This is a genomic window from Bradyrhizobium sp. UNPF46 (genome assembly GCF_006658625.1).
In the GTDB taxonomy this organism is placed as follows: Bacteria; Pseudomonadota; Alphaproteobacteria; order Rhizobiales; family Xanthobacteraceae; genus Bradyrhizobium; species Bradyrhizobium nitroreducens.
Genome location: NZ_LFJB01000119.1, coordinates 1 through 26281, shown reverse-complemented (window position 1 = coordinate 26281; position 26281 = coordinate 1). Strand labels below are relative to the sequence as shown.

The following is a 26281-nucleotide window of genomic DNA, read 5'->3' as shown; positions in this document are numbered from 1 at the left end:
CGAGCGAAGTGGACACCGGTTCGCGTGAAGAAAACGCGTCAAAACAAGAATCTAGAGCTTCGGTTCTGATTCAATCAGAACCGAAAGTTACCTCGAGCGCACTTGGAAATCCCCTCGCTCACAATTGTGCGACGAGTACCAAAAAATGCTCGCCATTCAATACGGGCTTGAGCGATGTCAAATTTCCCTTCCATACCCTTGGCTACCCTCCTGCGCGACCGAGATGGTCAAGCCTCGAAGGAGAGATGATCATGGCAACCGAGACGAAGCTTCCTGTCACGAAATCCACGACCACGCCCGCTCCCGCCGGTGAGCCTTGGCGGCCATTCCAGGCGTTGAAGAATGAAATCGACCAGATCTTCGACGATTTCGGCAATGGCTTCTGGAATCGGCCGTTCCAATCGCTCGCTCGGCTCGAACGCGATTTTTCAAAGTCGATTGCGGCACCGGCCGTTGACGTCGTCGAAGGCGACAAAGCCTACGAGATCACCGCAGAGCTTCCTGGCCTCGACGAGAAGAACATCGACGTCAAGCTCGTCAATGGCGGCCTGACGATCAAGGGCGAGAAGCGCGAGGAGACCGAAGAGACGAAGAAGGACTACTACGTCTCCGAGCGCCGCTATGGCTCTTTCGAGCGGTACTTCGCCCTGCCGGACGGCGTCAACACCGACAAGATCGAAGCGACCTTCAAGAACGGCGTGCTCAAGGTCGTCTTGCCAAAGACCGAGGAAGCCCAGAAGCCGGCCAAGACCATCAATGTGAAGGCCGCCTGATGACCTCGCCGGCACGAGGCGGCTGTAACCGCCGCCTCGCGCCGATGCAGGCGCCTTATCGCATCCTCAACCTTCCGAGCACAGTCAAATGCACGCCATTCATGTCATGACGAGAGACGTCGTCGCCGTCACGCCGCACACGACAATCGAGGATGCCGCGAAGATCATGCTGCGGATGCACATCAGCGGCCTGCCGGTCATCGACGATGCCGGCAATCTCGTCGGCGTCGTCTCGGAAAGCGATTTCATCCGCCGCAGCGAGATCGGAACCGGGCGTCGACACGCGGCCTGGTTGACATTCTTCATGGGACCCACGCGATCGGCCGCGGAGTTCATTCACGAGCGCGGCCGAAAAGTCGAGGACGTCATGACCCGGAAGGTCATCACGGTCCAGGAGGAGACGTCCCTGGCGGATATCGTCGCACTGATGGAAAAGCACGACATCAAGCGAGTTCCCGTGATGCGCGGCAAGGGTGTGGTCGGAATCGTGACGAGAAGCAATCTCCTGCAAGCCATGGCGAGCCTTGCTCACGAAATTCCGGATCCGACCGCCGACGACGATCACATCCGCGAACGCATCACAAGGGCTGTCGAGGCCACCGACTGGCGTCCCATCGGGTTCAGGGTGACCTGCCGTCAAGGCGTCGTCCATCTGTACGGTCTCATCACGACGGATGAGGCTCGACGGGCGGCCACGGTCGCGGCCGAAAACACCAACGGAGTCAAGGAAGTTCACGACCACCTCAGCTTCGTTGACACGTATTCCGGGTACTCCGTGGAATCGCCGGAAGACCTGAAAGCCGCGGGCTGAATTCCCGCGGATCGGCAGCCATCATGCCGCGAGCACGAGCAAGCGGGAAGATCGCTTGCAGACCTCGAAAACCGTCAAACTCTTTCTTGAGGGTTTTTGCCAACGTTTGAGGGCAGCGATCCATTCCCGAGGTCTGTAAGGGCGTTCGTCGCGTCAGGAGATATCCTCCCCGCGCTCTTGCTGCGCGGCCATAAGAAGCCTGCGGACTGCTTCGACCGGCACCGCAAAGGCAAAGCCGCTCCTTCTTGCGACGACTACGCCGATCATCCTTCCATGCAAATTCATTAATGCGCCTCCGAGCCCGGCTCGCACCAGTACGGTGGCCTCCAGACGCCGGTCGAGCCTAACCATCGCGCTCGATCGCGGCGGATCGCCCCCTCAGCCTTAACCTAAGGTTAGTCCCTTAGGTGAAGGGCCCGAATTTCGGCCGCCCGTCTGATGCTCTACAGAGAATTCGCCGGCCCGCAGCTGTTCGATGACTATGGTGCTTGCAATGAACCACTCGATCCATAGCGCAGACAAGGCAACCCACCTCAAGGTGGTGATCTCCGCGTTGCTCACCGGCATTACCATCATGGCGGCAGCACTGACCGTCCGCATGACCCAGCCGGAAACCAATATACCGGTGAAGGCGGCCCGGGCCGTCTACAAGGCCCATCCAGTCTCTGCTGTCACCGAAATGGCCCGTGTTGAGAAGCATCCGATCTAGATGAAGGAGGGGAGGATATCGAAATGACCAATGAAGTGATCAAGGTGTTGATCTTGCTTGCGCTCTACGGCGTGCTCGAAATCACGCTCTTTTCCTCGTCCATCGGCAGATTGGCCAAGCGCACGGTTCAATCCGGACATCGTCACCTGGCAGACGGCAAGAGGCGGGCAAGGGACGAATAGATCGAAAGCTGCCGCGGACGAGCTAGAGCGGCTCGTCATCCAGCGTAGACGGCTCCGTCTGCAAGGAAACGAAATCGCCCCCGCCGTAGTCGTCCTCCGGATCGGGATGGGCAGGTTGGATACAAAGACGGTCTTCCACCGACCGAACGTTCGGAACGTTCTCGCACGCTACGATGACCGCTCGATGTGCGTTTCCAGCCTTGACGACGCCACGTAGCGTGACCGTGCCGTTCCTCACGCCGACGTTCAGACCGACCGGTTGCCACGGTATCCCAGCCAACGCGGCGAGAACGGATCGCCGAACCTGCTCGTCGTCCTCCGAATAGCCCGATTTGTTCGCCAGCGGGCCGGCAACTGCCGACACGAAATCAGAGCGGGTGATGATGCCGACGATGCGATCGCCACGCATGACCGGAACGTGATTCAGACGTCGTCGCTCCATCAGGTCGGCAACCTCCTCCAGAGGCGCCTGCTCGCTCGTGGTGACTGGCTGGGGGGTCATCACCTGCTCGACCTTGCGTCCGTGTTCCTTGACGAACTCGCCGGCGATGCGATCGGCTCCAAGCAGGACCGCGAGCAGTCGGTTGTGCTCATGCTCCGTGCCGATTTCGGCGCGTCTGAGAAAATCGCTTTCGCACAAGATACCGACGAGCTTCCCGCTCGAGTCGACGACCGGCAAACCACTGATGTGGTGCGCGAGCATCGACTTGATGGCATCGGCGATCGGCGCTTCGGGCCTTACAGTGACCACCCGTCGGGACATAATCTGTTGCGCGCGCATGTCTTCCGCTCCCGGAAAGGCTCAAGACGTATTTGCCACGTTGAATGAGGTGTTGATCGAGATCAAGAGCGGGAGAGACCATGATGCCATTCTGACTGTCACATCGGAAGCCTCGTCCATGCCCTTGCGGATGCTCATGTTGATCGCGATACTGGCCACACTTTCGGCCTCTAGCGCCGGGGCGCCTGCCGATTCGTCCCCTGCGTTGTCCGAGCTCATGACTAGACTGCAGCTTCAGCACGCGAAATTGTGGTTTGCCGGCAAACTGAGCAATTGGAGCCTGGCAAGCTACGAGCTTCGGCAGATCGACAGCAATCTCGAAGCCGCAGGCAGGCTGTTAGCCGATCCGTCTCGAGCCATTCGCGCGAGGGAACAGATTCAAGCCGTCGGACAGGCTCTACAATCCAAGGACGTGGCCGCGTTCATGAAGTCGTACGCGGCCCTGACCAATGAATGCAACGGCTGCCACAGGAGCAGCGGATACGCTCCGATTGCAATCCAGATACCCTTGACGGTGCCCGTGCCCAATCAACTGTTCGTCGATCAGGTGGCGGAGGGACGGGCCCTTGCCCACTCGAATTGCGGAACGTGCCACCTTGTCGCTGATGCGGCAAAGGAGCCGCCGACGCTCCGCCCGCCTGCGCCCGCCTTCCCGGAGATCGTGAGCAGATCGTCGTTCTCCGCTGATGCGCTCAGACTGTTCTTGACATCAAGCCATCGCCGCCTTGGTCCTGATCAGACCATGCCTAATCCGAGGCTTTCGGAGTACCAGATCGAAGCCATTGTCGCCTACCTGGAGACTCTCGGAGCACGCCCTCCTCGCTGAGATGTAATGCCCGTGCTGTACCCCAACGCCAACAAAGCAACGCCTCCATATTCAAAACGACGTGGCCCCTGTCCAGCGGAGGGAGCCGCTCTGCCGGATTCGCGCTTTCGGATGACGACTTTGACCTCGTTATCGGCATGACGCAGCTGGACTTAGACTATGGGATCGATACACAAGCTGGAGCGAAAGCATGAACTCCTGTGCCGTTCAGTGGATGCCGACTTCGGCTCATTTCGGACCCCGGCTTGCAGAGGCACTCGGAATCCCCGGCAACGCGATCGATCTACACCGATTTCCCGACGGAGAGATCCGCACGACCGTGGGTCCGACCGCAGCAACCACGATTGTCTGCTGCTCTCTCAATCAGCCCAACGAAAAGCTGATTGCCCTACTCTTCGCCGCGGAAGCGTTGCGCCGCAATGGCGCCAGCCGGCTCGTACTCGTGGCGCCCTATCTGGGCTACATGCGCCAGGACGCGGCATTCCGTCCAGGCGAAGCCATCAGTCAGCATGCGATCGGGAGTCTTCTGGCGAACAATTTCGATCGGGTGATAACATTCGACGCCCATCTCCATCGCAGGAACAGCCTGGCCCACGTCTTCCCTGGCGCCGAAGCCGACAATCTCTCGGCAGCTCCCGCGATCGAGGCCCTGCTTCGCGCCGAAACAATCTCTCCCGAAACGGTCATAGTTGGACCGGATGAAGAGTCGCGCGCCCGGGTGGCCGACATTGCCGGCCATTTCAAGCTTCCCTACGACGTCGCACAAAAGGTGCGTCTAGGTGATCAGAACGTGCAGATCGCGTTTCCGGAGCCGAGGATGCTCTCCGGCCGCCGGGCTCTGTTCATCGATGACATCGTGTCTTCCGGCGGAACGCTCACCGCCTGCGCGCAGGCTCTCATGACGTCAGGCGTTTCTTCCATCGACGTCATCGTCGTCCACGCCCTCTTTCCTCCGCCGCTTGTGGTGGGATTCGGGGGCGTGGGCATCCGCTCCATTCGATCCACCGACAGTGTGCAGCATCCCACGAATGCCATCAGCCTGACTCCTCTTCTCGCCGACGCACTTCGTCAAGAGGTGGCCGGCGTGCCGACGGACAGCAGCCTGGCGTAATCGTTACAGCCGATGCGCATTCGGCCCGCCCGGCAACGTTTCGGCGGGCAGACCCCTGCCAGACCCGCCCCCTGACGGGCTCATTCAGTCCGGAAGACGAACCTGCCACAGCGTCATAGCAAGCAGCATGTACGCGCCGCAGGTCCAGAGCGATTGCCAGTTGGCAGGTCCCTCGTTGAACGCGACGTAGACCGCCGCCACGGCGAAAATGCCGGCAAACATCGATTCCGCGAGAGGCCGGCTTCCACTCCTGGAAGGATTGAGCAGCGCAATGGCCGCAAACGGTATCGTCGCCATGGTCAGGGACGCAAAGGGAAACTCGATGTTGCGAGGGTCAAACACCAGGGCGATTGCTGTCTCCGTGCCAACCACCGCAATGACCATCAAGGCCAGTCCCAGCGCCGCCGCCAACGCCGACGACGTTCGGACGCGCCTCGGACCCAACAATTGCAGAGAACTGGGCAGTGTCCGTCCCGCCATGAGGGAGCCGGCGCCAAGCACTGGCGAAACGCTTGCTGCCAATAGAAACACACCCGACAACACCCAACCGCCCGCGCCGACGCTCTCGTAGAACGCTCTTTGACCGGCCACGCCCAGCAGACTTCCCGCGGTCGTTGCCGATGCTCCCACGGCGATCCAGGAGGCCAGGCAGCGCTCAACCGGTTTGCGCCCATAGCCCCACCAGGCCGCGCCGAAGACAAGCAAGGCCAACGCCATTCCGCAGATCATCTGCAGCTTCCACCAAGGGAAGTTGCCGATGGGTACGCCTGGCGGATATTTCAGCGCACGCCGTTCGGAATCAAACAGTCCCCAGGATCCGCCGACGGTCCCCTCAAGCTCGCGCTTCCAGGATTCATCATAGGCCTCGAACAGGTTCACGCGGAAGTTTTCGCGGCGGGCAAGGTCGAGAATGTCCGAAACGACACGGGCCTGGTTGACCGGCGATGGCAGCGCGGACTCCCGCATTCGCCCCTCGCTCGGCCAGCCTATTTCTCCAATCAGGACGTCCTTGCCCGGAAACTCCGCTGCAACCCGCCGGCGAATCCGGTCGGCATGAGCGGCGGCGAGCTCGGCTGCAATCGGAACGTTCTCCCAATAGGGCAGAACATGGATCGTCACAAAGTCGACGACATCACCGAGCTCGCGATTGCTGAGCCAAAATTCCCAGACGTCCGCATAGGTCACTGGGACGTCAACCTGTGCCTTGACCGTGCGGATCGCAGCGGCAAGCTCGGAAGGCGCCATCTCCTTGCGCAACAGCACTTCATTGCCGATCACGAGGGCAATGACCGTTCCCGGATGCTCGTTGGCGAGCCGTACGCCCGCGGCGATCTGGGCTGCGTTCTTCGTCCGATCACGGTCAAGAAAGATTCCCTGAACAACTTTCAGACCCGCCTTGGCGGCAAGTTCTGGGATTTGATCCAGACCAAGATCCGTCGCGTACGTACGGATGCAGTCCGACATCTTGGCGAGTTCTGCCAGATCCTCCGCAATCTGTTCTGCCGAAACACGCGTTGACGACGAAAGCGAGGTCTGATGGCTGCGGAAGGGTGCATAAGATATGCACGGCACTTTGTCGTTCGGGTCTATTGGGGCCCGCGCGAACTCACCTGGCCTGCCAAGCCACCACCATACTGCCGCGATGATGCTCAGGGACAGAAAGAGAAGTGCCAGCGGCGTGCGGACAACGACAATTCCCGGCCTCCTTGGGAATGGCCCTTTGGGCCTCATCAAAGCGTCGGGGTGCCGTTGCCGGAAGTTGGTTGGCTCAGCGCCTCGCTTACCTGCGTTTTGTCTGGTGCTTTGCATTGCCGAACCGGCTTGGGCGCTATTGCCGCGATCCTTGCGTCGATCGCCTCAGCCGCTGCTCAAGTGCGACGAGAAGCTGCCGAGGATTCCGGCAAGCCTTCGGTCGCGGATGACCAGCATCTGCGAAATCTGGCAGATGTCCGTCTGCTTCACAACCCGTTCCATTGCACGCGGTCCGCGTCTTAAGGGCCTTAGTGAGACATAAGGAGGCAGATCTCTGCCTCCTGCAGAAGACTTTGCGTCATGCCGCCAAAGATCCACTCCCCGAGCCTGCTGTGTCCGTAACCTCCGGTAACGATGAGGTCGGCATGAACGTCCTTGGCAAGGCGAATGAGATAGCCGGCATCGGCCTCTGCAGTATGCACACGGATCTCATGCTCGCAATTCACACCATGTTTCGCGAGATAATTGGCGACATCCCGCACCCGACGGTGCGCCGCGTCCTGCTCATCCGATGTGCAGATCTCGGTTATGGTCACTTTCGACGCCCGGGTCAGGAATGGCATCGCGTCGCGCACCGCACGGCGCGCTTCGCGGGTGTCCTTCCAGCCGACCACAATGCGATCGCCGGACAATTTCGTTGCACGCTCGGGGACCGACAGCGTCGGGCGCCCCATCTGGAGCATGGCGCCGGCCGGGTCGAAGAGGTGGCTGGGGCTGGCCCTGAGCGAGCTGCGCTTGACGACAACGAGATCCGCCGCCCTGGCTTGCTCAACGAGGAAGCCGGTCGGATCGTTGATCGCCCAGCGCCATTCGACTTTCTCGGCCGCCGAACGCACCACTCTCCTGAACCAGCCCTCCTTTTCCGCGAGCGCGGCTCGTATACGCCCGAGGTCCTCCTCCGTGGTCTGTTCAATGATGACGCCTTCGGCCACGAACGGAGGCTGCACGGCCACGGCGGACACACCGAGAATGGAAGCCTCGAACCCAGACGCGATACTATCCGCAACGGCGACCTGTCCCGCCTCTTGCTGCTCGGTGTCGACGTAAACCATGACGCTGGCGATTGACATGACTTCTCTCCGATAAAATGCGCATCTGCTCTCTTATCGCCCGACGCACGACCAGTCGGTTGAGCAAGATCAAGCCGCGCCCAGGAGAGACGTCCGCCTCAACGAGGCTGCGGTCCATCCCCTAGTCCTGGAGATGCTTCTCGATCTCGCCGACCGGGTGCTTGGTAAGGTCCTTGTCGAGTTCGCCGACAATCCGGCGCTTGACATCCTCATGGAAGGCGGACCGAAGCTCTGCCAGGGTCCGCGGCGGTGCGACGACGATGAGCGGCGTCGACTGCTCGCTGCGGATGAGACGCTCAGCGGCTGCCGCGACCTGCCTCACGAAGCGGCTCTCCTCGAGCTCGTGCCAATCGGTGGTCTCGACTGCACTTCTGTGCGACGAATGCGAAGCCTTGCTGACCCGGCCGGGACGATCGGTTCCATGTGAATGGGTCGGCGGATTTTCGTGTTCAAACACCGCTTCCATCTTCAAGTTCGGAAACCTCTCATCTCCCTGATTTCGCAGGAACAGCGCCTTCCGTCCGTCACCCACGAATACGACTGCGCGATGCGGTATCCTGACCATTTCGGCCTCCTCAGTGAAGCCTCCTCAGTGAATACGCCAATTGCTATCGCCGCGTCGGCCGAGCCGCTTGATCCGCATCAAGCCGGGGAGCTCACAAATCCGGCAAGATCGCGAAAATTGATGAGCCCACATGGAGCCTGTCATGAAAGCACGCGACATCATGGTATCCCCGGTCGTGACGGTTGGCCCGCACGCATCCGTCAAGCAGGTGGCGAGAACCCTGCTGGAACGCCGGATCAGCGCGGTACCCGTGGTCGATCCCGACAACAAGCTTCTTGGAATTGTGAGTGAAGGCGATCTCATGCATCGGGCGGAAAGCGGCACCGAACGCTCCTACTCCTGGTGGCTGCGCTTGTTGACCGGTGACGCCGAACAGGCAACCGACTACGTGAGATCGCATTCGGTCAAGGTGCAAGACATCATGACGCAAGACGTCGCGACCGCGTCGCCCGAGACACCTTTGGGCGATATTGCGATGCTTCTCGAGGAGCGGCAGATCAAACGCGTCCCGATTGTCAACAAGGAAGGTCAGCTCGTCGGGATCGTCAGCCGATCCAATCTGGTTCAAGCGATCGCGAGCGCCAAGCCGAAGCTCGAAATTTCGCTTCCGGATGCGGCCATCAGGAAAAGTCTCTTCGACGAGCTCAAAAAGCAACCTTGGGCGCATACGCTCACTGTGAATGCCACGGTCCAGAACGGTGTGGTGGACCTCTGGGGCTTCGCACCGTCACTGGCCGAACGGACGGCTATTCGCGTGGCCGCGGAGGCAATTCCCGGCGTCCAAGCCGTCAATGATCACCTGCTTGAAACTCCGGTCTTTATCTACTGATCGCACCGGGATCTGATGACGAGGTATACTATGGCCCACTTCACCGTCCGCTTCCTCAAGGACGTGCTCGGCGACCAAGGGCAACCCTGCGAAGCTTGCCAGCGCATTATTGACGTCGATGCACGCGATGCCGACGAAGCCGCTGCGCTGGCAGCGAGGCAGTTTTGCGAATTCCGCGATATCCGAGATTGGTCGCTGCATGCTGATCGCATTGACGTACAGCCGGCCGACTTCCCGTCTTGATGCCGGGAGGCTTGAACGAGCGACCTGGAGCGGCCTCGCAATGTGGGACGAATGCCATGCGGTCGGCAGACGCCTTTCTTTGCTGCGTCCGCGAGAGTGTGCGAAGTTGCGCACGCGACCCCTAGCGCCGGGTCATTGAGCCCAAACGTGTGCTCATAGTCCTGACGGCTGATCTGAAGGAGCGTTCCGCCCTGGACCTCATCCAGCTTGGGCTCAAGCTCGGGCAAGGTGAAGTTGCGATGCACGGCATCGCCTCCTGAGCGGGCTCAGTCCAGGGTCATTAGCGTTATGATCAGGTGAAACAGCTCCCATCCGAAGGTGACGAGCAGGGCCCCTATGATGAGTATCTTTCCATACCACGAGACCGTGGGACTGATGCGGACCCATTTTCGACGAGACGCCTTTGCCGCCCGCGTCTGGTGCGGCACCGCCGACTGATCCGCTGCGCGATCGCGCGGACTGCTGATGACGCGATCTTTCGAATTTGCGTCCATGATCGTACGCTCAGGTGATGGGAACGGCCACGAAGTTCATTGCACCCGACCGTTTGATCCGGACCAGTATCGTCCGCCGGGATTGTGCTCGGGCTTCGTTGACCATTCTGTCGACATCGGCGCCCGCGAGGACGGGATGTCCTCCGATGGCAAGAATGATGTCGCCGACCTGAAGACCACCGTCAGCCGCGCCGCTGCCCGGCCTGATCTCAAGGATCACTACCCCGGTCTCCCCGGCACCCGAGACAAGGCGTGCCGGGGCGATTGTGAGCCCGAGCTCCGACCTTTCCCTCAGCTCCGCCTGCTTTTCCTTGCCGACTTCCGGCGCGCGCGGGAGTTCGCCGACCGTCACATCGATCGAATTCTGCTGCCCATTCCTCTGGACACGGAGATTGATCACAGTCCCAGGGCTGATCGCGGCCACTGTTCTGGCGAAATCACGTGGGCTCTTCAACTCGTGATCGTTCAAGGAAGTGATGACGTCACCCGGCTCCACGCCCTGCTTGGCCGCCGGCCCTTCATCGAGCTGCGCAACGAGCGCACCCCGGGTACTCCTAAGGTTCATGGCGTCGGCGATGCCAGGCGTGATCTCCTGAAGGGAAACGCCGACCCAGCCTCGCGAGACGTAGCCCTTATCTCGAAGCTGGCGGACGACCAATCTCACCGTCTCCGCCGGAACATCGAACGCCACTCCCACCGAGCCGCCCGAAGGCGAGTAGATGACGGTGTTGACCCCGATGACTTCGCCCCTCACGTTGAATGATGGCCCGCCGGAGTTGCCCTTATTGACCGGAGCATCGATCTGGATGAAATCGTTATAGGATTCCCCGCCAATATCGCGCCCGCGCGCCGAAACGATCCCAGCGGTGACCGAGCCGCCAAGCCCGAACGGATCACCGATCGCGAGCACCCACTCGCCTATTCGGGGCTCCGCCGCGGCAAAGCGGACGTAAGGCAGGTCACTCGGTGCGGAGATCCTGATCAGCGCGAGATCGGTCTGTGGGTCACTGCCGATGAGCCTGGCGGAATAGTTCTTTCCGTCATCCATCGTCACCTCGATGTCGACGCCCTTCGCCACGACGTGCTCGTTCGTGACGATATCGCCGTCGCCGGAGATCAGGAATCCAGAGCCAACCGTGACATCGGCCCCTGGAGTAGGATCCGGGGGGATTTGCACCCCGAATTGCCGAAAGAACCGATCCAATAGCGATCCGGGCGGAAACGCCTGCGCCCGCTCGCCATCAACACTTCCCGGCTCGGTCTTGACACGGATGCCGACAACAGCCGGTCTGACCCGTTCAATGATCTCTGCAAATCCGACGGGAGCATTGACGCCGGTGGCATCGACCTCGGCAGCGGCGGCGCGCCCCATTCCATTTGGTACGAGCGATGCACCCAGCATCGCGACGCCCAGGCCCAACGCGATCAGCCTCCCGGTACAGGTCACCGCCACAACCCGCACACCGGCGTTGACGAGAATCACACTCCACCTCGCTTTCGGGTCAAAATGACATGGAAGCTTGACCGGCTTTCTCACCAGCAGCTTGATCTGCCTCAACTGAGCTGAAGCCCGCCAACCTCGCAGCGGGAAGGCAACAATACGAATTTTGACTTGCCTCAAGAGCAGAGAGCCACGACGTGCTCTGTTATGGACATGTCCGGGTACATTAGATCCTTCCTCGAAATCGGATTGGGCGACGTCGGTCTAGTCGGCGGCAAGACCGCTTCGCTGGGCGAGCTGTACACGGCACTCGCGTCACAGGGGATTGCCGTTCCCAATGGCTTCGCCATCACGGCCGAGGCCTATCGCGATGCGCTGTCACGACACGGGGTTGCCGACGAGTTGCACCGGCTCCTCGACGGGATCGACAAGAGCAAAATAAGGCAGCTCGCCAGCAGGGCTGCGAAAGCTCGCGAGATCATATACGAGGCCATGGACACGCCCCTCCTCCGCAAGCAGGTCGTGGACGCCTATCGGCAACTCGAACGCGAGGCCGGAAACGGGGTTGCCGTCGCCGTGCGAAGTTCCGCGACGGCCGAGGACCTGCCGACGGCGAGCTTTGCAGGCCAGCACGAGAGCTTTCTCAACGTGCGCGGGCCCAAGGATCTGTTCGAGGCATGCCGGCGTTGTTTCGCGTCGATCTTCACCGATCGGGCGATCTCCTATCGCGTCGACAACGGCTTTGATCATTTCAAGGTGGCGCTTTCCGTCGCCGTCATGAAAATGGTGCGTTCCGATCTGGCCGCCAGTGGCGTCGTCTTCACGCTCGACACCGAATCCGGCTTTCGTGACGTGGTCTTCGTCACAGGCTGCTACGGTCTCGGCGAGACCATCGTGCAGGGCCAGGTCGATCCGGACGAGTTCTATGTTCACAAGCCGACGCTGAGCCGGGGATATCGCCACGTGCTGCGGCGTCGGCTCGGAGCCAAGCAGATCCGCATGATCTACGGCAAGCGCGGCGGCGAGCATGCAACGCTCACGCGCAATGTCCCCGAAGCCGAACGCCGCAAATTCTGCATCTCCGACCCAGAAGTGCTCAGCCTTGCCGACATCGCGGTTCGTATCGAAGCCCACTACTCCCAACACGCCGGTGCCGCGATGCCGATGGACATCGAATGGGCCAAGGACGGCGCCGACGGGAAGCTCTACATCATCCAGGCCAGGCCCGAGACGGTCGCCTCGCGGCGCTCCGCTGACGTTTACGAGACATACAATCTGAAGGGACGCGGCCCGGTCGTCGTCACCGGCCGCGCGGTGGGCGAGAAAATCGCCTCAGGACGGACACGCCGCATCGTGACCGCACGCGATCTTGCCGCCTTTAAGCCCGGTGAGATCCTGGTGGCGCCGGCCACCAGCCCGGACTGGGAGCCGGTCATGAAGATCGCCGCCGGCATCATCACCGACAAGGGCGGCCGCACCTGTCACGCCGCCATCATCGCGCGAGAGCTGGGCATCCCTGCGGTGGTCGGAGCCACGCGCGCGACCGAGAAGATCAAGACCGGCACCGAAGTCACGATCTGCTGTGCCGAAGGCGACGTCGGTAGCGTCTACCAGGGAAAGGTGAGCTTCGACGTGACCAGGACGCCGGTGAGCGATTTGCGCCAGCCACGGACCGCCATCATGGTGAATGTCGGCACTCCGGAGATGGCATTCCGCACCGCGATGCAGCCGCAGGCCGGGGTCGGCCTCGCCCGCATGGAATTCATCATCAGCGAGCATATCGGCGTTCACCCCATGGCGTTGCTCAAGCCGGACAAAGTCGAATCGGCGAAGGCGCGGGCCGAGATCGCACGCCTTGTGAAGGGCTTCGCCAGCCCGGCCGACTTCTTCGTGCAAAGACTTTCGGAAGGCGTCGGCACCATTGCTGCGGCCTTCTATCCGAAGCCCGTGATTGTGCGGCTTTCCGATTTCAAGACCAACGAATATGCCAGCCTGATTGGAGGCGAAGGTTTTGAGCCTCGGGAAGAGAACCCAATGCTGGGCTTCCGGGGCGCCTCTCGCTACAGCCATCCCGCCTACGCCGAGGGGTTTGCCCTGGAATGTGCCGCGCTCCGACGGGTGCGGAACGAGATGGGTCTTTCCAATCTGCGCGTCATGGTGCCGTTCTGCCGAACCGTCGCGGAAGGCCGGCGCGTGATCGCCACGATGGCGGCCAATGGGCTGAAGCGGGGCGACGACGGTCTCGAGATCTACGTCATGTGCGAGATCCCGAACAACGTCATCCAGATCGACGCGTTTGCGGAGCTGTTCGACGGCTTCTCGATCGGCTCCAACGATCTCACCCAGCTGACGCTGGGAGTGGACCGGGATTCCGACATCGTGGCCTTCGATTTCGACGAGCGCGATCCGGGAATGCTGGAGATGTTCCGGCAGGCGGTGGTCGGCGCCAAGCGCAACGGTCGCCATATCGGCATCTGCGGCGAAGCGCCCGCGAACTATCCGGAGATCGCGCGCTATTTGACCGGCCTCGGCATCGACTCGATCAGCGTCAATCCCGCGAGCGTGTTTCGAACCATGGCCATCGTGTCCGAGGCCGAAGCCGATCTGCCGAAGTCCGACGCGCGACGCCTGACCTCGCTGTAGCGATCAGATCACAGCCGGCACAGCCGCGGCGTGAATGCGCTCTGCCGCTGCGTTGACCCTGGTCATGGTCTTCGTCAGCTCCACATAAACGTGGTCCTCGATGGTCACGGTGCCGAAATTCGAGTCCTCACCGTCGAACCGCCCCTCCGCCGGCTCATCGGCATGCTCGAACCAGTGATAGCCGACCACATTCGGCTTGCTGAGCGCTGTCACAACATAGCCCTCGAAAGCCTGGGCACGCTCTGTCTGGGTCGCCACCCGGGGTCCCCCTCCCTTGGTATTCGGCAAGCCTGCGTCGTCGCCTCGAAACGAGAATTCGGTGATCAGGCATGGCTTCGCGCCGGCTGCATAAGCGTCAATGACGGGACCGGGGTCAAAGTCGTAGCAATTGAACGAGATCACATCGAGATGGCGGCCGGCCGCCGCGATGACGCCTGCCGGTGGCTGATAGCCGAACCGGGATCCGAGCACGAGATGATTGGGATCGGCCGCCTTGATGGCCGAGACGCAGAGTTCGAAATATCTGTCAGCCACGATAGCCACGAAGGCGTCGCAATCCGCCGAGAAGGCTTCGCGGGCGGGATCTGCCAGATTGGCCTTGGTCTCGAGCGCATCGTTCAGGACGCCGGGGCGAAGCCTGACGAAAGGCGCGGCGACATGTTCGATCCTGTCGAGCTCCTGCCAGGACCGCGCCGGTGTGCGCCATACCGCGTTGAATTGAGCAAAATCCCGATAACGCGCCTGCAGCCCTGTGAGGGCAGCGACCCTGCCGGGTCGACGAGGCGGCAGGTTCAGAAACAGCGTCAGGAGCTCGTCGGAACTGCGCCAGTCGGGTGACCAATAGAGCTCGTTGTCGATGAAGGTACCGAGCAAGCCGGGATCATTGCGCCGATGCCGGCAACGCTGATCGGCGCCTGCGCGGATATGCGCCGCGAATTCGGGATCGAAGACATCAGGGAAGACCTGATCGCGCCGGTGCAGGCGGAAGGATGCGCCCAGCTCCGCGACCGGCGTGGTTGCCAGCGATCGCGATCCCGCACTGGCGACGAGTTCGTCTGACCAGCAGCCGACCGTGTTGAAGGCCCAGCTTGCCAGCCGGTCAGCCACGGCAGTACGCCAGATCTGCAGGCTGCCATATTTGGCTTGGCAGGCCTCGGCGTAGGGGAAGCGGTCGGTCTCTCTGATGCGTTCCTGATCGAAGCGGACCGTATTGACCCCTTTTGAAATGAAACGGCCCCCGTCGGGATCGACGAGCCAGAATACGCCATTGCGCTCGGCCACGCGAAAGTAGCCGCTCCCGCGGAGGTCGCCGTCAACGACCCCGCCCCATTTCGTTCTTTGCACTACGGACCCCAGCAACGGTCTTAGGACGTCAATCCTTTGCACAGTCGAGCCAGGGCTCATTGAGATATCTCAATACCGCCCAGAGCCGGCATGACTACCAATGTCACATCACTCATTGCGGGCTGGACCAATCAGGTCGTTCATGTCGACAACCCGACTGCCAAACACCACGAGCCTGCGACCGGATTTCATCTGGGGCGTTTCCACCTCGAGCTTCCAGATCGAGGGAGCCACGCGGGAAGACGGCCGCGGGCTCAGCATCTGGGATACCTACTGCCAAAGCGGCGCCATCAGGAATCACGACACCGGCGACATCGCGTGTGACCACTATCATCGCTATCGCGAGGATGTCGGCCTGATGAAGGCGCTGGGCGTGCAGGCTTACCGGTTCTCGGTGGCCTGGCCGCGCGTGCTGCCGCAAGGATGCGGATCCGCCAACGAGGCCGGCCTTGCATTCTACGACCGTCTGATCGACGAGCTCCTGGCCGCCGGGATCGAGCCATGGCTGTGCCTCTATCATTGGGACCTGCCCCAGGCTCTGGAGGAGCGCGGCGGCTGGCTCAACCGAGAGTTCGCGGCGTGGTTCGCCGACTACACCGCCCTGGCCGCCAGACGCTTCGGCGACCGGGTCAAGCGTTTCGCGACATTGAACGAGCCGTCCATCTTCACTCTGTTCGGCCGCTCGCTCGGCAAGCGGGACCGCGGAAGCGAGGACGAGCTCCACCGCATGATCCACAACGTCAATCTCGCGCATGGGGCCGCTGTGGATGCGCTGCGCGCGAGCGTTGCCGGCGCCTCGATCGGATGCATTCACAACCGGCAGCCCTGCCGCCCCTCCAGCGCGAGCGAAGCCGACGCCGCGGCGGCGACACGCCTGGACGTCTATTGGAACGGTGTCTTTCCAGACCCGCAATGCCTTGGCGCCTATCCGCCATCGATGCGGACGGCGATCGAGCCGCACATGCAACCGGGCGACATGGCGCGCATTTGCCGTCCGATCGATTGGTTTGGGCTGAACCACTACAGTCCCGTCTATGTGAAGGCGCGTGCGGACGCGATGCTGGGCTACGATTTCGGCGACAAGCCGGCCGACGTTCCCTTGACTCCGATCGGATGGCCGATCGAGCCCGACGCTTTCCGGCTAACTCTCGAAGCCGTCCAGGAGCGCTATGGGCTGCCGATCTACGTCCTTGAGAACGGATATGGCAGCTTCGACCAGCTGGATCAGACGGATGTCGTGAACGACGGCGGCCGCATTGACTTCCTGAAGGCCTATATCGAGGCGATGAATGCCGCAGCCTCCGGCGGTGTCGATGTTCGCGGCTATTTCATCTGGTCGCTTCTCGACAATTTCGAATGGGATTCCGGCTACAGCACCAGGTTCGGCCTGACCTATGTGGACTATGCCTCGCTGCGGCGGATACCAAAGGCGTCATTCGGCTGGTACGCCGGGCTCATCAAGGCGAGGCACTCGTCATGACAGCAGCCTCTTCGAGGACAGCCACCCTGCTCGCCGACATCGGCGGGACCAACGCCCGCTTCGCCCTCTCCGCCGACGGCAGGCTCGGTCCGATCTCCCATATGGCCGTCGGCGATTTCGGCACCTTTCAGCAGGCTCTCGCGGCCTATCTCGGCGATACGGCGCCGCCCGGTACAATTCGGAATGCCATCGTCGCTGCGTCCGGCCCAATTCAACATGGCCGCTGCGTCCTTACCAACAATTCATGGATCATTGATGCTGCAGAGCTGTGCGGCAATTACGGGTTCTCATCGGTCCGTCTTCTCAATGATTTCGAAGCGGTGGGGTGGGCCCTGTCCCGTCTTCCGCCGGAGAGCCTGCTGCAACTCGGCGGGCGGGAACGCGTCGAAGGAGCGCCCCTCGCCGCGCTTGGCCCCGGCACTGGCCTGGGCATGGTGATCAGCATACCGCATGCCGGCGCCCCGATCGTACTTCCCAGCGAGGGGGGCCATTCCACGATGGCGGGCGGCTCACTGCGCGAAGATGCCGTCATCGACCACCTGCGGCGGCGCTTCGGGCATGTCTCTTCCGAACGCGTTCTGTCGGGTGCCGGGCTGGAGAATCTCCATGACGCTCTTGCGTCCCTCGATGGCGTGACCGTCCCGAGACGGCGTGCGACCGACATCACGCGCGCCGGGATCGAGGGCACCTGCCCGATCAGCCGGGCGGCGGTCGACATGTTTTGCGCGATGCTGGGATCCGTCGCGGGCAATCTTGCGCTCGCAATCGGCGCAAAAGGCGGCATCTTCATCGCCGGAGGCATCTTGCGTCACATGCCGGGATATCTTGCCGCATCGCAGTTTCGCACACGCTTTGAAGGTAAGGGACGGCTCGGGACATACCTCGCGCCGATACCTGCCTATCTCGTCCTCGACGAAGACGTCGCGTTCGTCGGCCTTCGCGCTTTGATGGAGACTGAGGGTCGTGGCTGAGACAGCGCCCATCCGGATTGTTACGCTAACCATCAACCCGGCTGTCGATATCTCGACATCGGTCAAGAAAATGCAGCCCTTCGTCAAGATGCGCTGCGCGGAGGCTCAGCGCGATCCAGGTGGCGGCGGCATCAACGTCGCCCGCGTTCTGAAGCGGCTCGGCACTGATGCAACCGCGATCTACCCGGCCGGGGGCGCCTCCGGGCAGACCCTGTCGGCGCTGGTCGAACGCGAAGCCGTGCGCAGCATCGTGATTCCGACATCGAACGAAACCCGCGAGGACATCACCGTCTTCGACGAGACGACACGTGAGCAGTTTCGCCTGGTCTTTCCGGGCACCCACCTGAGCGAGTTCGAATGGCAGCAGTGCCTCGACGCCCTCGCGCGTATCAGCTGTCAGGCGGCATTTGTAATCGCAAGCGGCAGCCTTCCGCCGGGCGCCCCAGATGATTTCTATGGCAGGGTCGTACAGGCATCGAAGGGCGCAGCCAGGGTGATCGTGGATACGACCGGCGCCGCACTGAAGGCGGCATTGGCGGCGGGCGTTTATCTCATCAAGCCCAATCTGCGGGAGTTTCAGGACCTCGCCGGCATCAGCAGCGCCGATGAACCTTCGCTCATCGCAGCGGGGCGCCGCCTGTTCGACCGCTACCGCATCGAGATCATCGCGCTTTCGATGGGCTCGCAGGGCGCGTTGCTGCTGACCCGCGACATGGCCTTGCGTGCGGATGGCCTGCCGATTGTGCCCGTCAGCGTGTCCGGCGCCGGCGACAGTTTTCTGGGGGCGATGGTGTCGAGCCTGGCCCATGACGACAACCTGGAAAGAGCGTTCCGATACGGCATTGCCGGCGGCTCGGCCGCGCTGCTCAGCCCTGGCACGGGGCTTTGCCGCGCCGAGGACGTTCAGCGCCTCGCCGCGAGCGCGAACGTCACGAAAGTCTATCCTGTCTAGCAACCGGGATACCGATCGCCGGCAAGCGTTTTTGTAAGCCGAAGATCGGGGGTTCAGTCCCCTCAGCCGGCACCAGCTTCAGGCACCTTCAGCCCGAATTCTTTTTCGGCACGCTGCTTTGCCGAAAATGCTCGGCACCTTCGATCTCCACCCAGCCATGTTTCGACTGCTCGAACACCGATCTGACTGGCCGCGGAAAATCCGGATCTGCGATCGCGCCGACGGCAACGCCGATCATCCCGGGCAGATTGTCGGCTTGCCAATAGACCGTTGCGCCGCAGTCGGGACAAAAATGGTTGTGGACCTTGCCGCCGCTCGCGGCTGTCCGAACGTACTCCTTTGACAATCCTGAAATCGTGACGGCCCCTGCGGCGTAGAAGGCACCGACACCGAACGGCGCGCCGGTTCGTCGCTGACAGTCGAGGCAATGACAGGCGACGACGAGCTGCGATGGTCCCGGCAGCGACAGCGAAAGCGCGCCGCAGCTGCATCTGGCATCGATCATTGAATGTGTTTTCCCTTCTAGACGGAAGCGAATTGAAAGGCGGTCGGCCCGTGCTCCGGACGCAGCGCAGCAACGCTAAGCCGTTGCAGCGCGTCCGGGACACCAGAGCGGAAGCTCACTCCGTCGCGGCCTCGAATGCCAGCAGCAAGTTGCCAGGGACGCCGCTCCATTGGCCGTAGCCGGAATTGGTGTAGAGCATGCCGCCGGCGATGACGGGACCGGGACCGTCGATCGCACCGCCATGGGCGGGGATGCCGTTCACGGCCTTGAAGTCCCGCGCAGTGTCGAACTCCCAGAGCAGCTTGCCGTCGGTGGCGTAGGCGCGCAGGAATCCGCTGACGCCGCCGGAGAACACGACGCCGGGGATCAGGCTCACCGCCGCCGAGAGGGCGGGGCTGCATTGAAGGCGCTCGCCGCAGGCCACCGGCGGCACCTCCATCACGACCTTCCCGCTGGCGAGATCGAGACCGAACAGGCCGCCGCCTTGCGTGGGATCGAGCTGCCGCGTGCCATCGCGCGTAAAGCGCACGTCGGAGTTGGCGACATAGATGCGCTCGCCGTCCGCGGCCGAGCCCCACTCGCTACCACCCAGCGAACCGCCCTTCCCGATCCTTGTCTGCCACAGGATCTTGCCGCCGTCGTCGGGATCGAGCGCGTGCACGACGCCGGACTTTTGCGCGATGGCCAGGATGCGCTTGCCATCGCGCAAGGTGACGAGGATCGGTGACTGGCCGAAATCGTGATCGGGCCCGGGCTCGTCGGGACAATTGGTCTTGTCTGCCATGAAGCACGCCACGACGAAGGCGTCCTTCGGCGTCGCCTGCTGCTTCCACAGCAGCTTCCCGCTTCCGAGCTCGAACGCCAGGATCGAATCGGCGGTCGCAGCCGGCGGGTTCGAATAGGAATTGCTGGTCGCCACATAGAGCGCGCCCCGCTTCGCATCGATCGTCGGCGCCGACCAGATCGCAGCGCCCGACGGGCCGAACAGCTGCGTGCCCCGGGCATTCCTCGTCGTGGGATGCGGGATCTCGGGGATGGTGTAGGCCTGCCAGACCGTCTTGCCGGTCGCAGCCTCCAGCGCCACCACGCTGCCGCGGAAGGTGCAGCATTCGTAGGAGGCTTGCGAGCCGGCGGCTTCCTCGAGCGAGGACACCGGCACGTAGAGCACGCCATCATGCAGCGTCGGCGCACCGGTAATGCGCGCAGCCGCATGCTCCTCCACCTTCGTCTTCCAGATCAGCGCACCGGTAAGGGCATTCACCGCATAGGCGTTGGCGCGCAGATCGCCGAAGAAGATCGCGTACTGATCGGAGCCCGGAAGCTTCGCAAAGCTGATCGCGGCATGCACCGCCGCATCGATCGCCAACGTCCACAGCGTGCAGCCGCTTCGCGCGTCGAGCGCGTGCACCTTGCGATCGGTGCCGCCGATGAACAGCATGCCGCCGACGATCGTCGGCGGCGCAAACGACACCGAGGCGCTGGGGAAGGCATAAGCCCATTTCAGCCGCAGGCGCGGCACCTGCTCCGCCGTCAGCCCGGCCATGTCGGCCGGCTGGAACCGGCTGTTGCCAGCGTCGACGCCCCAGCCGTTCCAGCGCGGACCGTCGAGGGGTCCAGGAAAGCTGTTCGCCTGCTGCGCGCAGCGGCCGTCCGCGTCGGCGCCGCCGCCCGTCGGCATCTTGCCGGTGACGAAGGATGCTATCGCGCGGCGTTCGGCGTCGCTGCGGTCCTTCGCCATCGCCGTCATGCTGCCGGAGGTCAACGCACCCAGCACATGATCGAACGACATCGCCTGCAGGGCGCCGCGGCCGGGCACGCGGGCCTGCGCATCGCCGTCGTGGCATTGCGCGCAATGCGCGGCATAGAGCGCAGCGCCGTCCTGCTGCGCCAGCGCCGGCGAACTGAACCCAATCAACAACGCGGCCAAGGCGGGACGTAGGCTCATGGTGCGCTCCGGCATGCGACAGGAGATCGCTTACACAACCCGAAGTCTATCGTCGGCACGATCGAGTCCGCAATGGAGGTTGCGCCCGCAGCTGTCACACATCCGTGGCCATGTGAACGGGATTCGGTAGGTCGTCCAGCCGCCACAGCCCGAGGCTCTTGTCGCGCCAGCCGCCCTCGCCTTCCTCGCAGCGCTCGTCGAGCAACTCGCGCGGCGCGGGCCAGCCGAACGGCGCCTTCATCATGTTGAGCGCGCGCCAGTCGCCGTCCTCGCAATCGCGATTGTCCTCCCATTCCGGAAACGTCGTAACGAGCAGGAATTGCGCGCCGCTCTCGCGAAAGCGGGCGACGGCGCGGGCGATGTTCTGAAAGCTCAGATGCACCAGGCAGTCCCGGCACAGGATCAGATCGGCGCGCGGCAGTGCATCGCGCGTGATATCGGCAACCAGAAATCGGCCGGCCAGCTCGCCGTCCGACACGCGCCGGTTGTTGGCCTCGATCAGCGACGGCACGATGTCGATGCCGATGTAGTCGAGATCGAGCTTGATGCGTCCGATCCAGCCCGCATCGCCGCAGGGGGCGTCGAGCAGCGAACGCACGCCGCGCCGCTGCACGAGCGGCGGAAGCGCGTCCCGGATGGCGGCGGTGGCCATGTCCTCCGAGCCCAGACCCGACACCGAGCCGGCAGCGCCCCACAGGTTGGTCCGCTCGATCCGCTCGAACCGCGCGGCGAGATCGAGGCCCGTGAAATTGTCGCGGTCGGCCACGAAGCGTTCGTGGGCCAGCACGGGATGACGATTGGAGATCATTGGATCAGCCCGAGTCAAAATTCCGTCGCAAGCTCACCATACAGCGGATGGGCCGCGCCCGAAATCTCCTTCAAGCGAGCCTGCCGATGATCACTCGACGAACGGCCCTGACCGGTCTCGCCGCACTGCTGTTGCCCGCTACGGCGCGTGGCGCACCGAGCGAGCAGCTCAGCGTCGCGGCCGGCAATGAGAGCCTGTCCCTCTCGCGCTATGCGGCGAAACTGACCGGAAAGCGCCCTGCGGTCATTGTGCTGCACGGCTCGCGCGGCATCGAGCTGAGACAACGCGCCTATGAGCGCTATGCCGACGCATTGACGGCGGCAGGTATCGACGCCTATTTCCTCCATTACATGACCGGCAGGGACACCGCGGCGCTCGATCCGAAGTCAAGCACGAAAGGGAGCCGCGAGGCCTATGACACGGGGCGCTTCGACGGCTGGTCGGAGACGGTGTCCACCACCGTCACGACCATTCTCGGCCGTGCCGACAGCTCTGGGCAGGTCGGCCTGCTGGGCTTTTCGCTCGGCGGGTTCGTTGCCGCCAATACCGCCGCCCGCGATGCGCGCATTGCCGCGCTTGCGGTGCTCTATGCCGGCATGCCCGAAGCGATGGCTGGCAAGGTCAAGCATATGCCACCCTCGATCGAGTTGCACGGCGAAGCCGATCAGAACGTATCGATCGCGAATGGCAAGAAGCTGATCGAGCTTGCGAGATCCGTCGGCGCCGACGCTGAGTTCGTGCCCTATCCCGGCAAGCCGCATGGCTTTGACTTCAGCGACTCCGATCCGATGACGTCGGATGCGATTGATCGCGTCGCGCGGTTCTTCAGAGCGAGGCTCGCTGCCTGATCCGGCACCGCTCAATCCGGCTTCTGCCATTCCATGATGTGGAAGTAGGGCACGCGGCGATGCCGGGCGATCTGCTCGGGGGTGCCGCCCGTCGGTTGGGGCTCGCTGAACAGGCGCAGCTGGAGACCATGATCGAGCAGCAGCGTCATGTAGGTGCTGAGCGGCCGATGCCAGTTCAGGATCCGCATGTCGCGCCAGCTCACCCAGGTCGCGCGTTCATCCATGTAGTGATCGATGATGAAGCGCGGAGTACCGTCGTGGTCGCGCGTCCAGCCTTCGGGCGGGCCGGCGGTGTTGAAGCTGGTCATGTTGGCGATCAGCAGCGTGCCGCCGGGCCGCAGCGCCCTCACCATGCCGGCGATTGCCCCGCCGAGATCGGGCATGTCGATCAGGCTGAGATAGCTGACGACGAGATCGTACAAGGCCTCGACATCCATCGTCTCGGCGCGGCCGAGCCGATAGTCGCCGTCCGGGTCCAGCTCCCTGGCGCGCGCCAGCAAGGCCTCGGTCGGATCGATGCCGGTGGTGCGAATGCCGGCGCGCTGCATGATGCGGCAGAAGCGCCCCTCCCCGCATCCGACGTCGAGCGCATGGCGGAATCCGCGGCCCTCGATCCGCGCCCGCATCGGCGCATCCAGCACGCAGCGGCGGCCATAGTCGCCGTCTTCGCCTTGCTCGACGATCCATGCGGCCGCGGAGGTGGCCCAGCCGTCGCCGACGTCCTCGTTCATGTCCCGGACCTGTGGTGTCTGCCGCGCACCCGCGCGGGGACGGTCAACAACCACAGATTGGATCGAATTTCAACATGAGATAGCATGCGCACGCTATGCGTCCCACCACCGCCAGAGAAAAAGCAAGGATCATCGCCGGCGCGGTGACGGCCGTCGTCATGACGGCCATGCTGTTGGTGGTCGCGCTCGGTTTCCTGCTGGCGCCATAGAGGCCCGGCAGACGGACATTGCGGCGCGGACTTACGCCGAGCGCACGGTCCGCAGGAATTTTCCGACCTCGTCCTTGAGCCGGGTGCTGTCGCTCGCCAGCATCTTGGCGGTCGAGAGCACCTGCGAGGAGGCCGAGCCGGTCTCGGCCGCGCCGCGCTGCACATCGGCGATGTTGGTCGAGACCTGCTGGGTGCCGTGGGCGGCCTGCTGCACGTTGCGCGAGATCTCCTGGGTTGCGGCGCCCTGCTCCTCGACGGCGGCGGCAATCGTCGACGACACCTCCGACAGCCGCTCGATCGTCACGGAGATGTCGCGGATCGCGTTGACGGATTCCTGCGTCGCGGTCTGGATGCCGGTGATCTGCTGGCTGATCTCGCCGGTCGCTTTCGCGGTCTGCTCGGCCAGCGTCTTCACCTCGGAGGCAACGACGGCAAAGCCCCGGCCGGCCTCGCCGGCGCGCGCCGCCTCGATCGTGGCGTTCAGCGCCAGGAGGTTGGTCTGGCCGGCAATGGTGTTGATCAGCTCGACGACGTCGCCGATCCGCGTCGCCGCGACCGAGAGCTCGCTGACGCGTTCGGTCGTGGTGCGGGCCTGGGCGACAGCTTCACCCGCCATCCGCGCGGATTCCTGCACCTGCCGGCTGATCTCGTTGACCGACGAGGACAGCTCTTCGGTGGCGGTCGCGACCGACTGCACGTTGCCGGTGGCTTCGCCCGAGGCGACCGCAACGACCGAGGTCAGCTCCTGCGCACGCTGCGCGGTGGTGGCCAGCGTCGAGGACGATGCTTCGAGCTCGGTGGAGGCGGACCCGACTGTGTCGATGATCTCGCCGACCGCGCGCTCGAAGCCGTCGGCGAGGTTGACCATGTCGCGGCGGCGCTGCTCGGCGGCCTGCTTCTCCGTTTCGAGCTGCGCGGCCTTGAGACGTTCGACCTCGAGCCCATTGGTCTTGAACACTTCGACGGTTTTGGCCATCTCGCCAATCTCGTCGCGGCGGTCCTTGTCGGGCACCTCGGTCTTGAGATCGTTGCGGGCAAGCCCCTCCATGGCGAGCTTGAGCCGGGCAATCGGGTGCGACATCGCCTTGAGGCCGATGAACAGCGCGATCGCGATGCCCAGGATCAGGCCGCCGGCGCTGACGCCGACCACGGTCCAGGTCGCGGCGCGCGCGTCGCGGTTGATGGCCTCCTTGCGCTTGGCGACGGCCTGACCGGTTTCGGTGGTGAATTGGGCAATGCGTGCGAGGGCCGCATCGAGCAGCGGATCGCACTCCTTGTGCGCGCGGTCGGCGGCCTTGGCATTCTCTTCCGTGCTGCTGGCCTGCGATCCCGCCTTCAGCACCGGGTCGCAGCCCGCGAACGCGGCCTTGAGCTGGTCGCCAATGCTCTTGATCTGGCTGGCGCGTCCCGGATCATCCTGCTCCGCCGCGTCCAGGTATTGACGGATCTCGTCGCGGTTCTGGTTGGCCGTCTTCAGGCGAGCGACATTGCCGGCCTCGGTTGCCTCGGTGAAGACGGCATAGAGCGCGGCATGATAAGTCTCGGCTCGGCGCTGGGCGCGCGCGAGGTTGAGCGCGGAGGATTGCGCAGCGACGAGTTCGCCGAAGCCGTCGACGGTTGCGGAGAGTTCGCGCGCGCCGAAGCCCGCGACGGCGATCATCGCGCAGCCCATCACCGCCACGATCAGCGCCACTTTCCAGACGATCTTCAGATTGTTCAAAAAGCTCATTTCCGCCGCTCACCAATGTCCTGCCGAGGCATAAACCCAGCACCGTGCATTGGAACTCGCGGTCGTTAAGATTTAATGCAAATTGAATGCGTTCTCTTACGGAAAAATAACCCTTCTGCGCCCCCGACGTAAGCTCCGCGTAAGCTTGGCCCGCTTCCGCGCGCGCGATCCGGATCCTCGCGTCTGCGGAACTGCAGCGAGCCTTCGGCCGTTGTCGGCCCATGCGGATCAGAGAAGAAAACCGAAACATGTTTCTGCTGGCGACGGTCACGCTGTGCTGTGGCGCCGTGGCCTGCACGTTGACACTGCTCGAGCCGGTCCTTGGACCGCGGCCCGAAAGACTGGTCGCCGAGAGAGCGATGACCGACGTCCCCCGGACGTCGGATCTAACGCCGGTTCGGATGGTGGGCGCCCCGTTCGAGCCCAACGTCAACCCGCGCCAGCGCTAGAGCATTTTCGGTTCTGATTGAATCAGAACCGAAGCTCTAGATTCTTGTTTTGACGCGTTTTCTTCACGCGAACCGGTGTC

General features: G+C 63.0%; 24 protein-coding genes. 13 read left to right on the top strand and 11 right to left on the bottom strand.

Annotated elements, in window-relative coordinates; all coding sequences use genetic code 11:
* Nucleotides 1-251 precede the first annotated feature (251 nt).
* The 4 genes from UNPF46_RS36055 to UNPF46_RS38085 all read left to right on the top strand — a co-directional run bounded on the left by UNPF46_RS36055 (nucleotide 252) and on the right by UNPF46_RS38085 (nucleotide 2475).
* A complete protein-coding gene (locus UNPF46_RS36055) occupies nucleotides 252-773 on the top strand; it encodes an Hsp20/alpha crystallin family protein (RefSeq protein WP_142253207.1) in 522 nt (173 codons plus the stop codon).
* Between the two features lie 88 nt (nucleotides 774-861).
* The gene (locus UNPF46_RS36050; RefSeq protein WP_142253206.1) at nucleotides 862-1584 is read left to right on the top strand and encodes a CBS domain-containing protein; all 723 of its coding nucleotides are present in this window, start codon (nucleotides 862-864) and stop codon (nucleotides 1582-1584) included.
* 493 nt (nucleotides 1585-2077) lie between these two features.
* Nucleotides 2078-2293, top strand: a complete 216-nt coding sequence (locus UNPF46_RS36045) for a hypothetical protein (RefSeq protein ID WP_142253205.1) — start codon at nucleotides 2078-2080, stop codon at nucleotides 2291-2293.
* Between the two features lie 23 nt (nucleotides 2294-2316).
* Nucleotides 2317-2475: a hypothetical protein gene (locus UNPF46_RS38085; RefSeq protein WP_161497236.1), complete on the top strand. Its 159-nt coding sequence runs from the start codon at nucleotides 2317-2319 to the stop codon at nucleotides 2473-2475.
* Nucleotides 2476-2497: 22 nt separating this feature from the next.
* Here the strand turns inward: UNPF46_RS38085 and UNPF46_RS36040 are convergent, their stop codons facing one another.
* Nucleotides 2498-3256, bottom strand: a complete 759-nt coding sequence (locus UNPF46_RS36040) for a CBS domain-containing protein (RefSeq protein WP_142253204.1) — start codon at nucleotides 3254-3256, stop codon at nucleotides 2498-2500.
* 52 nt (nucleotides 3257-3308) lie between these two features.
* Here UNPF46_RS36040 and UNPF46_RS36035 point away from each other — a divergent pair, with 52 nt between their 5' ends.
* Nucleotides 3309-4082 carry a c-type cytochrome gene (locus UNPF46_RS36035; protein ID WP_246668814.1) on the top strand — a complete coding sequence of 258 codons (774 nt, stop codon included), beginning with the start codon at nucleotides 3309-3311 and terminating at the stop codon, nucleotides 4080-4082.
* A gap of 190 nt (nucleotides 4083-4272) precedes the next feature.
* Nucleotides 4273-5193 carry a ribose-phosphate diphosphokinase gene (locus UNPF46_RS36030; protein ID WP_142253203.1) on the top strand — a complete coding sequence of 307 codons (921 nt, stop codon included), beginning with the start codon at nucleotides 4273-4275 and terminating at the stop codon, nucleotides 5191-5193.
* A gap of 84 nt (nucleotides 5194-5277) precedes the next feature.
* On the opposite strand, the gene UNPF46_RS36025 is transcribed toward UNPF46_RS36030, so the two are convergent.
* From UNPF46_RS36025 to UNPF46_RS36015, 3 genes are all read right to left on the bottom strand, one after another.
* The gene (locus UNPF46_RS36025) at nucleotides 5278-6924 is read right to left on the bottom strand and encodes a glycoside hydrolase family 17 protein (RefSeq protein WP_246668813.1); all 1647 of its coding nucleotides are present in this window, start codon (nucleotides 6922-6924) and stop codon (nucleotides 5278-5280) included.
* 269 nt (nucleotides 6925-7193) lie between these two features.
* Complete coding sequence (locus tag UNPF46_RS36020; protein WP_100177247.1) at nucleotides 7194-8015, bottom strand: universal stress protein; 822 nt, start codon at nucleotides 8013-8015, stop codon at nucleotides 7194-7196.
* Nucleotides 8016-8136: 121 nt separating this feature from the next.
* A complete protein-coding gene (locus UNPF46_RS36015; RefSeq protein ID WP_100177246.1) occupies nucleotides 8137-8580 on the bottom strand; it encodes a baeRF12 domain-containing protein in 444 nt (147 codons plus the stop codon).
* A 142-nt stretch (nucleotides 8581-8722) separates the two neighbouring features.
* Here UNPF46_RS36015 and UNPF46_RS36010 point away from each other — a divergent pair, with 142 nt between their 5' ends.
* Both UNPF46_RS36010 and UNPF46_RS36005 read left to right on the top strand, forming a co-directional pair.
* A complete protein-coding gene (locus tag UNPF46_RS36010; protein ID WP_142253202.1) occupies nucleotides 8723-9409 on the top strand; it encodes a CBS domain-containing protein in 687 nt (228 codons plus the stop codon).
* A gap of 30 nt (nucleotides 9410-9439) precedes the next feature.
* Nucleotides 9440-9652, top strand: coding sequence for a hypothetical protein (locus UNPF46_RS36005; protein WP_100181156.1), 213 nt, complete (start codon nucleotides 9440-9442; stop codon nucleotides 9650-9652).
* Nucleotides 9653-10156: 504 nt separating this feature from the next.
* On the opposite strand, the gene UNPF46_RS35995 is transcribed toward UNPF46_RS36005, so the two are convergent.
* The gene (locus tag UNPF46_RS35995; protein ID WP_142253200.1) at nucleotides 10157-11704 is read right to left on the bottom strand and encodes a trypsin-like peptidase domain-containing protein; all 1548 of its coding nucleotides are present in this window, start codon (nucleotides 11702-11704) and stop codon (nucleotides 10157-10159) included.
* A gap of 90 nt (nucleotides 11705-11794) precedes the next feature.
* On the opposite strand from UNPF46_RS35995, the gene ppsA reads away from it, so the two are divergent.
* Nucleotides 11795-14230, top strand: a complete 2436-nt coding sequence (ppsA, locus tag UNPF46_RS35990; protein WP_181770269.1) for a phosphoenolpyruvate synthase — start codon at nucleotides 11795-11797, stop codon at nucleotides 14228-14230.
* Between the two features lie 3 nt (nucleotides 14231-14233).
* Here ppsA and UNPF46_RS35985 read toward each other — a convergent pair whose 3' ends face one another.
* Nucleotides 14234-15511, bottom strand: coding sequence for a glycoside hydrolase 5 family protein (locus UNPF46_RS35985; protein ID WP_349628190.1), 1278 nt, complete (start codon nucleotides 15509-15511; stop codon nucleotides 14234-14236).
* A gap of 205 nt (nucleotides 15512-15716) precedes the next feature.
* Between UNPF46_RS35985 and UNPF46_RS35980 the strand changes: the two genes are divergently transcribed.
* From UNPF46_RS35980 to UNPF46_RS35970, 3 genes are read left to right on the top strand one after another with little or no spacing between them, the layout of a single operon-like run.
* Nucleotides 15717-17054, top strand: a complete 1338-nt coding sequence (locus UNPF46_RS35980) for a GH1 family beta-glucosidase (RefSeq protein WP_142253197.1) — start codon at nucleotides 15717-15719, stop codon at nucleotides 17052-17054.
* Nucleotides 17051-18025: a glucokinase gene (glk, locus tag UNPF46_RS35975; protein WP_142253196.1), complete on the top strand. Its 975-nt coding sequence runs from the start codon at nucleotides 17051-17053 to the stop codon at nucleotides 18023-18025. Before UNPF46_RS35980 ends, glk begins: the two co-directional genes overlap by 4 nt.
* On the top strand, nucleotides 18018-18977 hold the full coding sequence (locus UNPF46_RS35970) for a 1-phosphofructokinase family hexose kinase (RefSeq protein WP_181770268.1): 960 nt from the start codon (nucleotides 18018-18020) through the stop codon (nucleotides 18975-18977). Before glk ends, UNPF46_RS35970 begins: the two co-directional genes overlap by 8 nt.
* A gap of 88 nt (nucleotides 18978-19065) precedes the next feature.
* Here UNPF46_RS35970 and UNPF46_RS35965 read toward each other — a convergent pair whose 3' ends face one another.
* From UNPF46_RS35965 to UNPF46_RS35955, 3 genes are all read right to left on the bottom strand, one after another.
* Entirely contained in the window at nucleotides 19066-19482 is a 417-nt protein-coding gene (locus UNPF46_RS35965) for a GFA family protein (protein ID WP_142253195.1), read from the bottom strand.
* A gap of 115 nt (nucleotides 19483-19597) precedes the next feature.
* Nucleotides 19598-21427 carry an outer membrane protein assembly factor BamB family protein gene (locus UNPF46_RS35960; protein WP_142253194.1) on the bottom strand — a complete coding sequence of 610 codons (1830 nt, stop codon included), beginning with the start codon at nucleotides 21425-21427 and terminating at the stop codon, nucleotides 19598-19600.
* Between the two features lie 94 nt (nucleotides 21428-21521).
* Nucleotides 21522-22235, bottom strand: a complete 714-nt coding sequence (locus tag UNPF46_RS35955) for a class I SAM-dependent methyltransferase (protein ID WP_142253193.1) — start codon at nucleotides 22233-22235, stop codon at nucleotides 21522-21524.
* A gap of 86 nt (nucleotides 22236-22321) precedes the next feature.
* Between UNPF46_RS35955 and UNPF46_RS35950 the strand changes: the two genes are divergently transcribed.
* Nucleotides 22322-23083, top strand: a complete 762-nt coding sequence (locus tag UNPF46_RS35950) for a dienelactone hydrolase family protein (protein WP_246668812.1) — start codon at nucleotides 22322-22324, stop codon at nucleotides 23081-23083.
* Nucleotides 23084-23094: 11 nt separating this feature from the next.
* Here the strand turns inward: UNPF46_RS35950 and UNPF46_RS35945 are convergent, their stop codons facing one another.
* Nucleotides 23095-23814: a class I SAM-dependent methyltransferase gene (locus UNPF46_RS35945; protein ID WP_142253192.1), complete on the bottom strand. Its 720-nt coding sequence runs from the start codon at nucleotides 23812-23814 to the stop codon at nucleotides 23095-23097.
* A 240-nt stretch (nucleotides 23815-24054) separates the two neighbouring features.
* Complete coding sequence (locus tag UNPF46_RS35940) at nucleotides 24055-25752, bottom strand: methyl-accepting chemotaxis protein (RefSeq protein ID WP_142253191.1); 1698 nt, start codon at nucleotides 25750-25752, stop codon at nucleotides 24055-24057.
* Nucleotides 25753-26281: the final 529 nt, after the last annotated feature.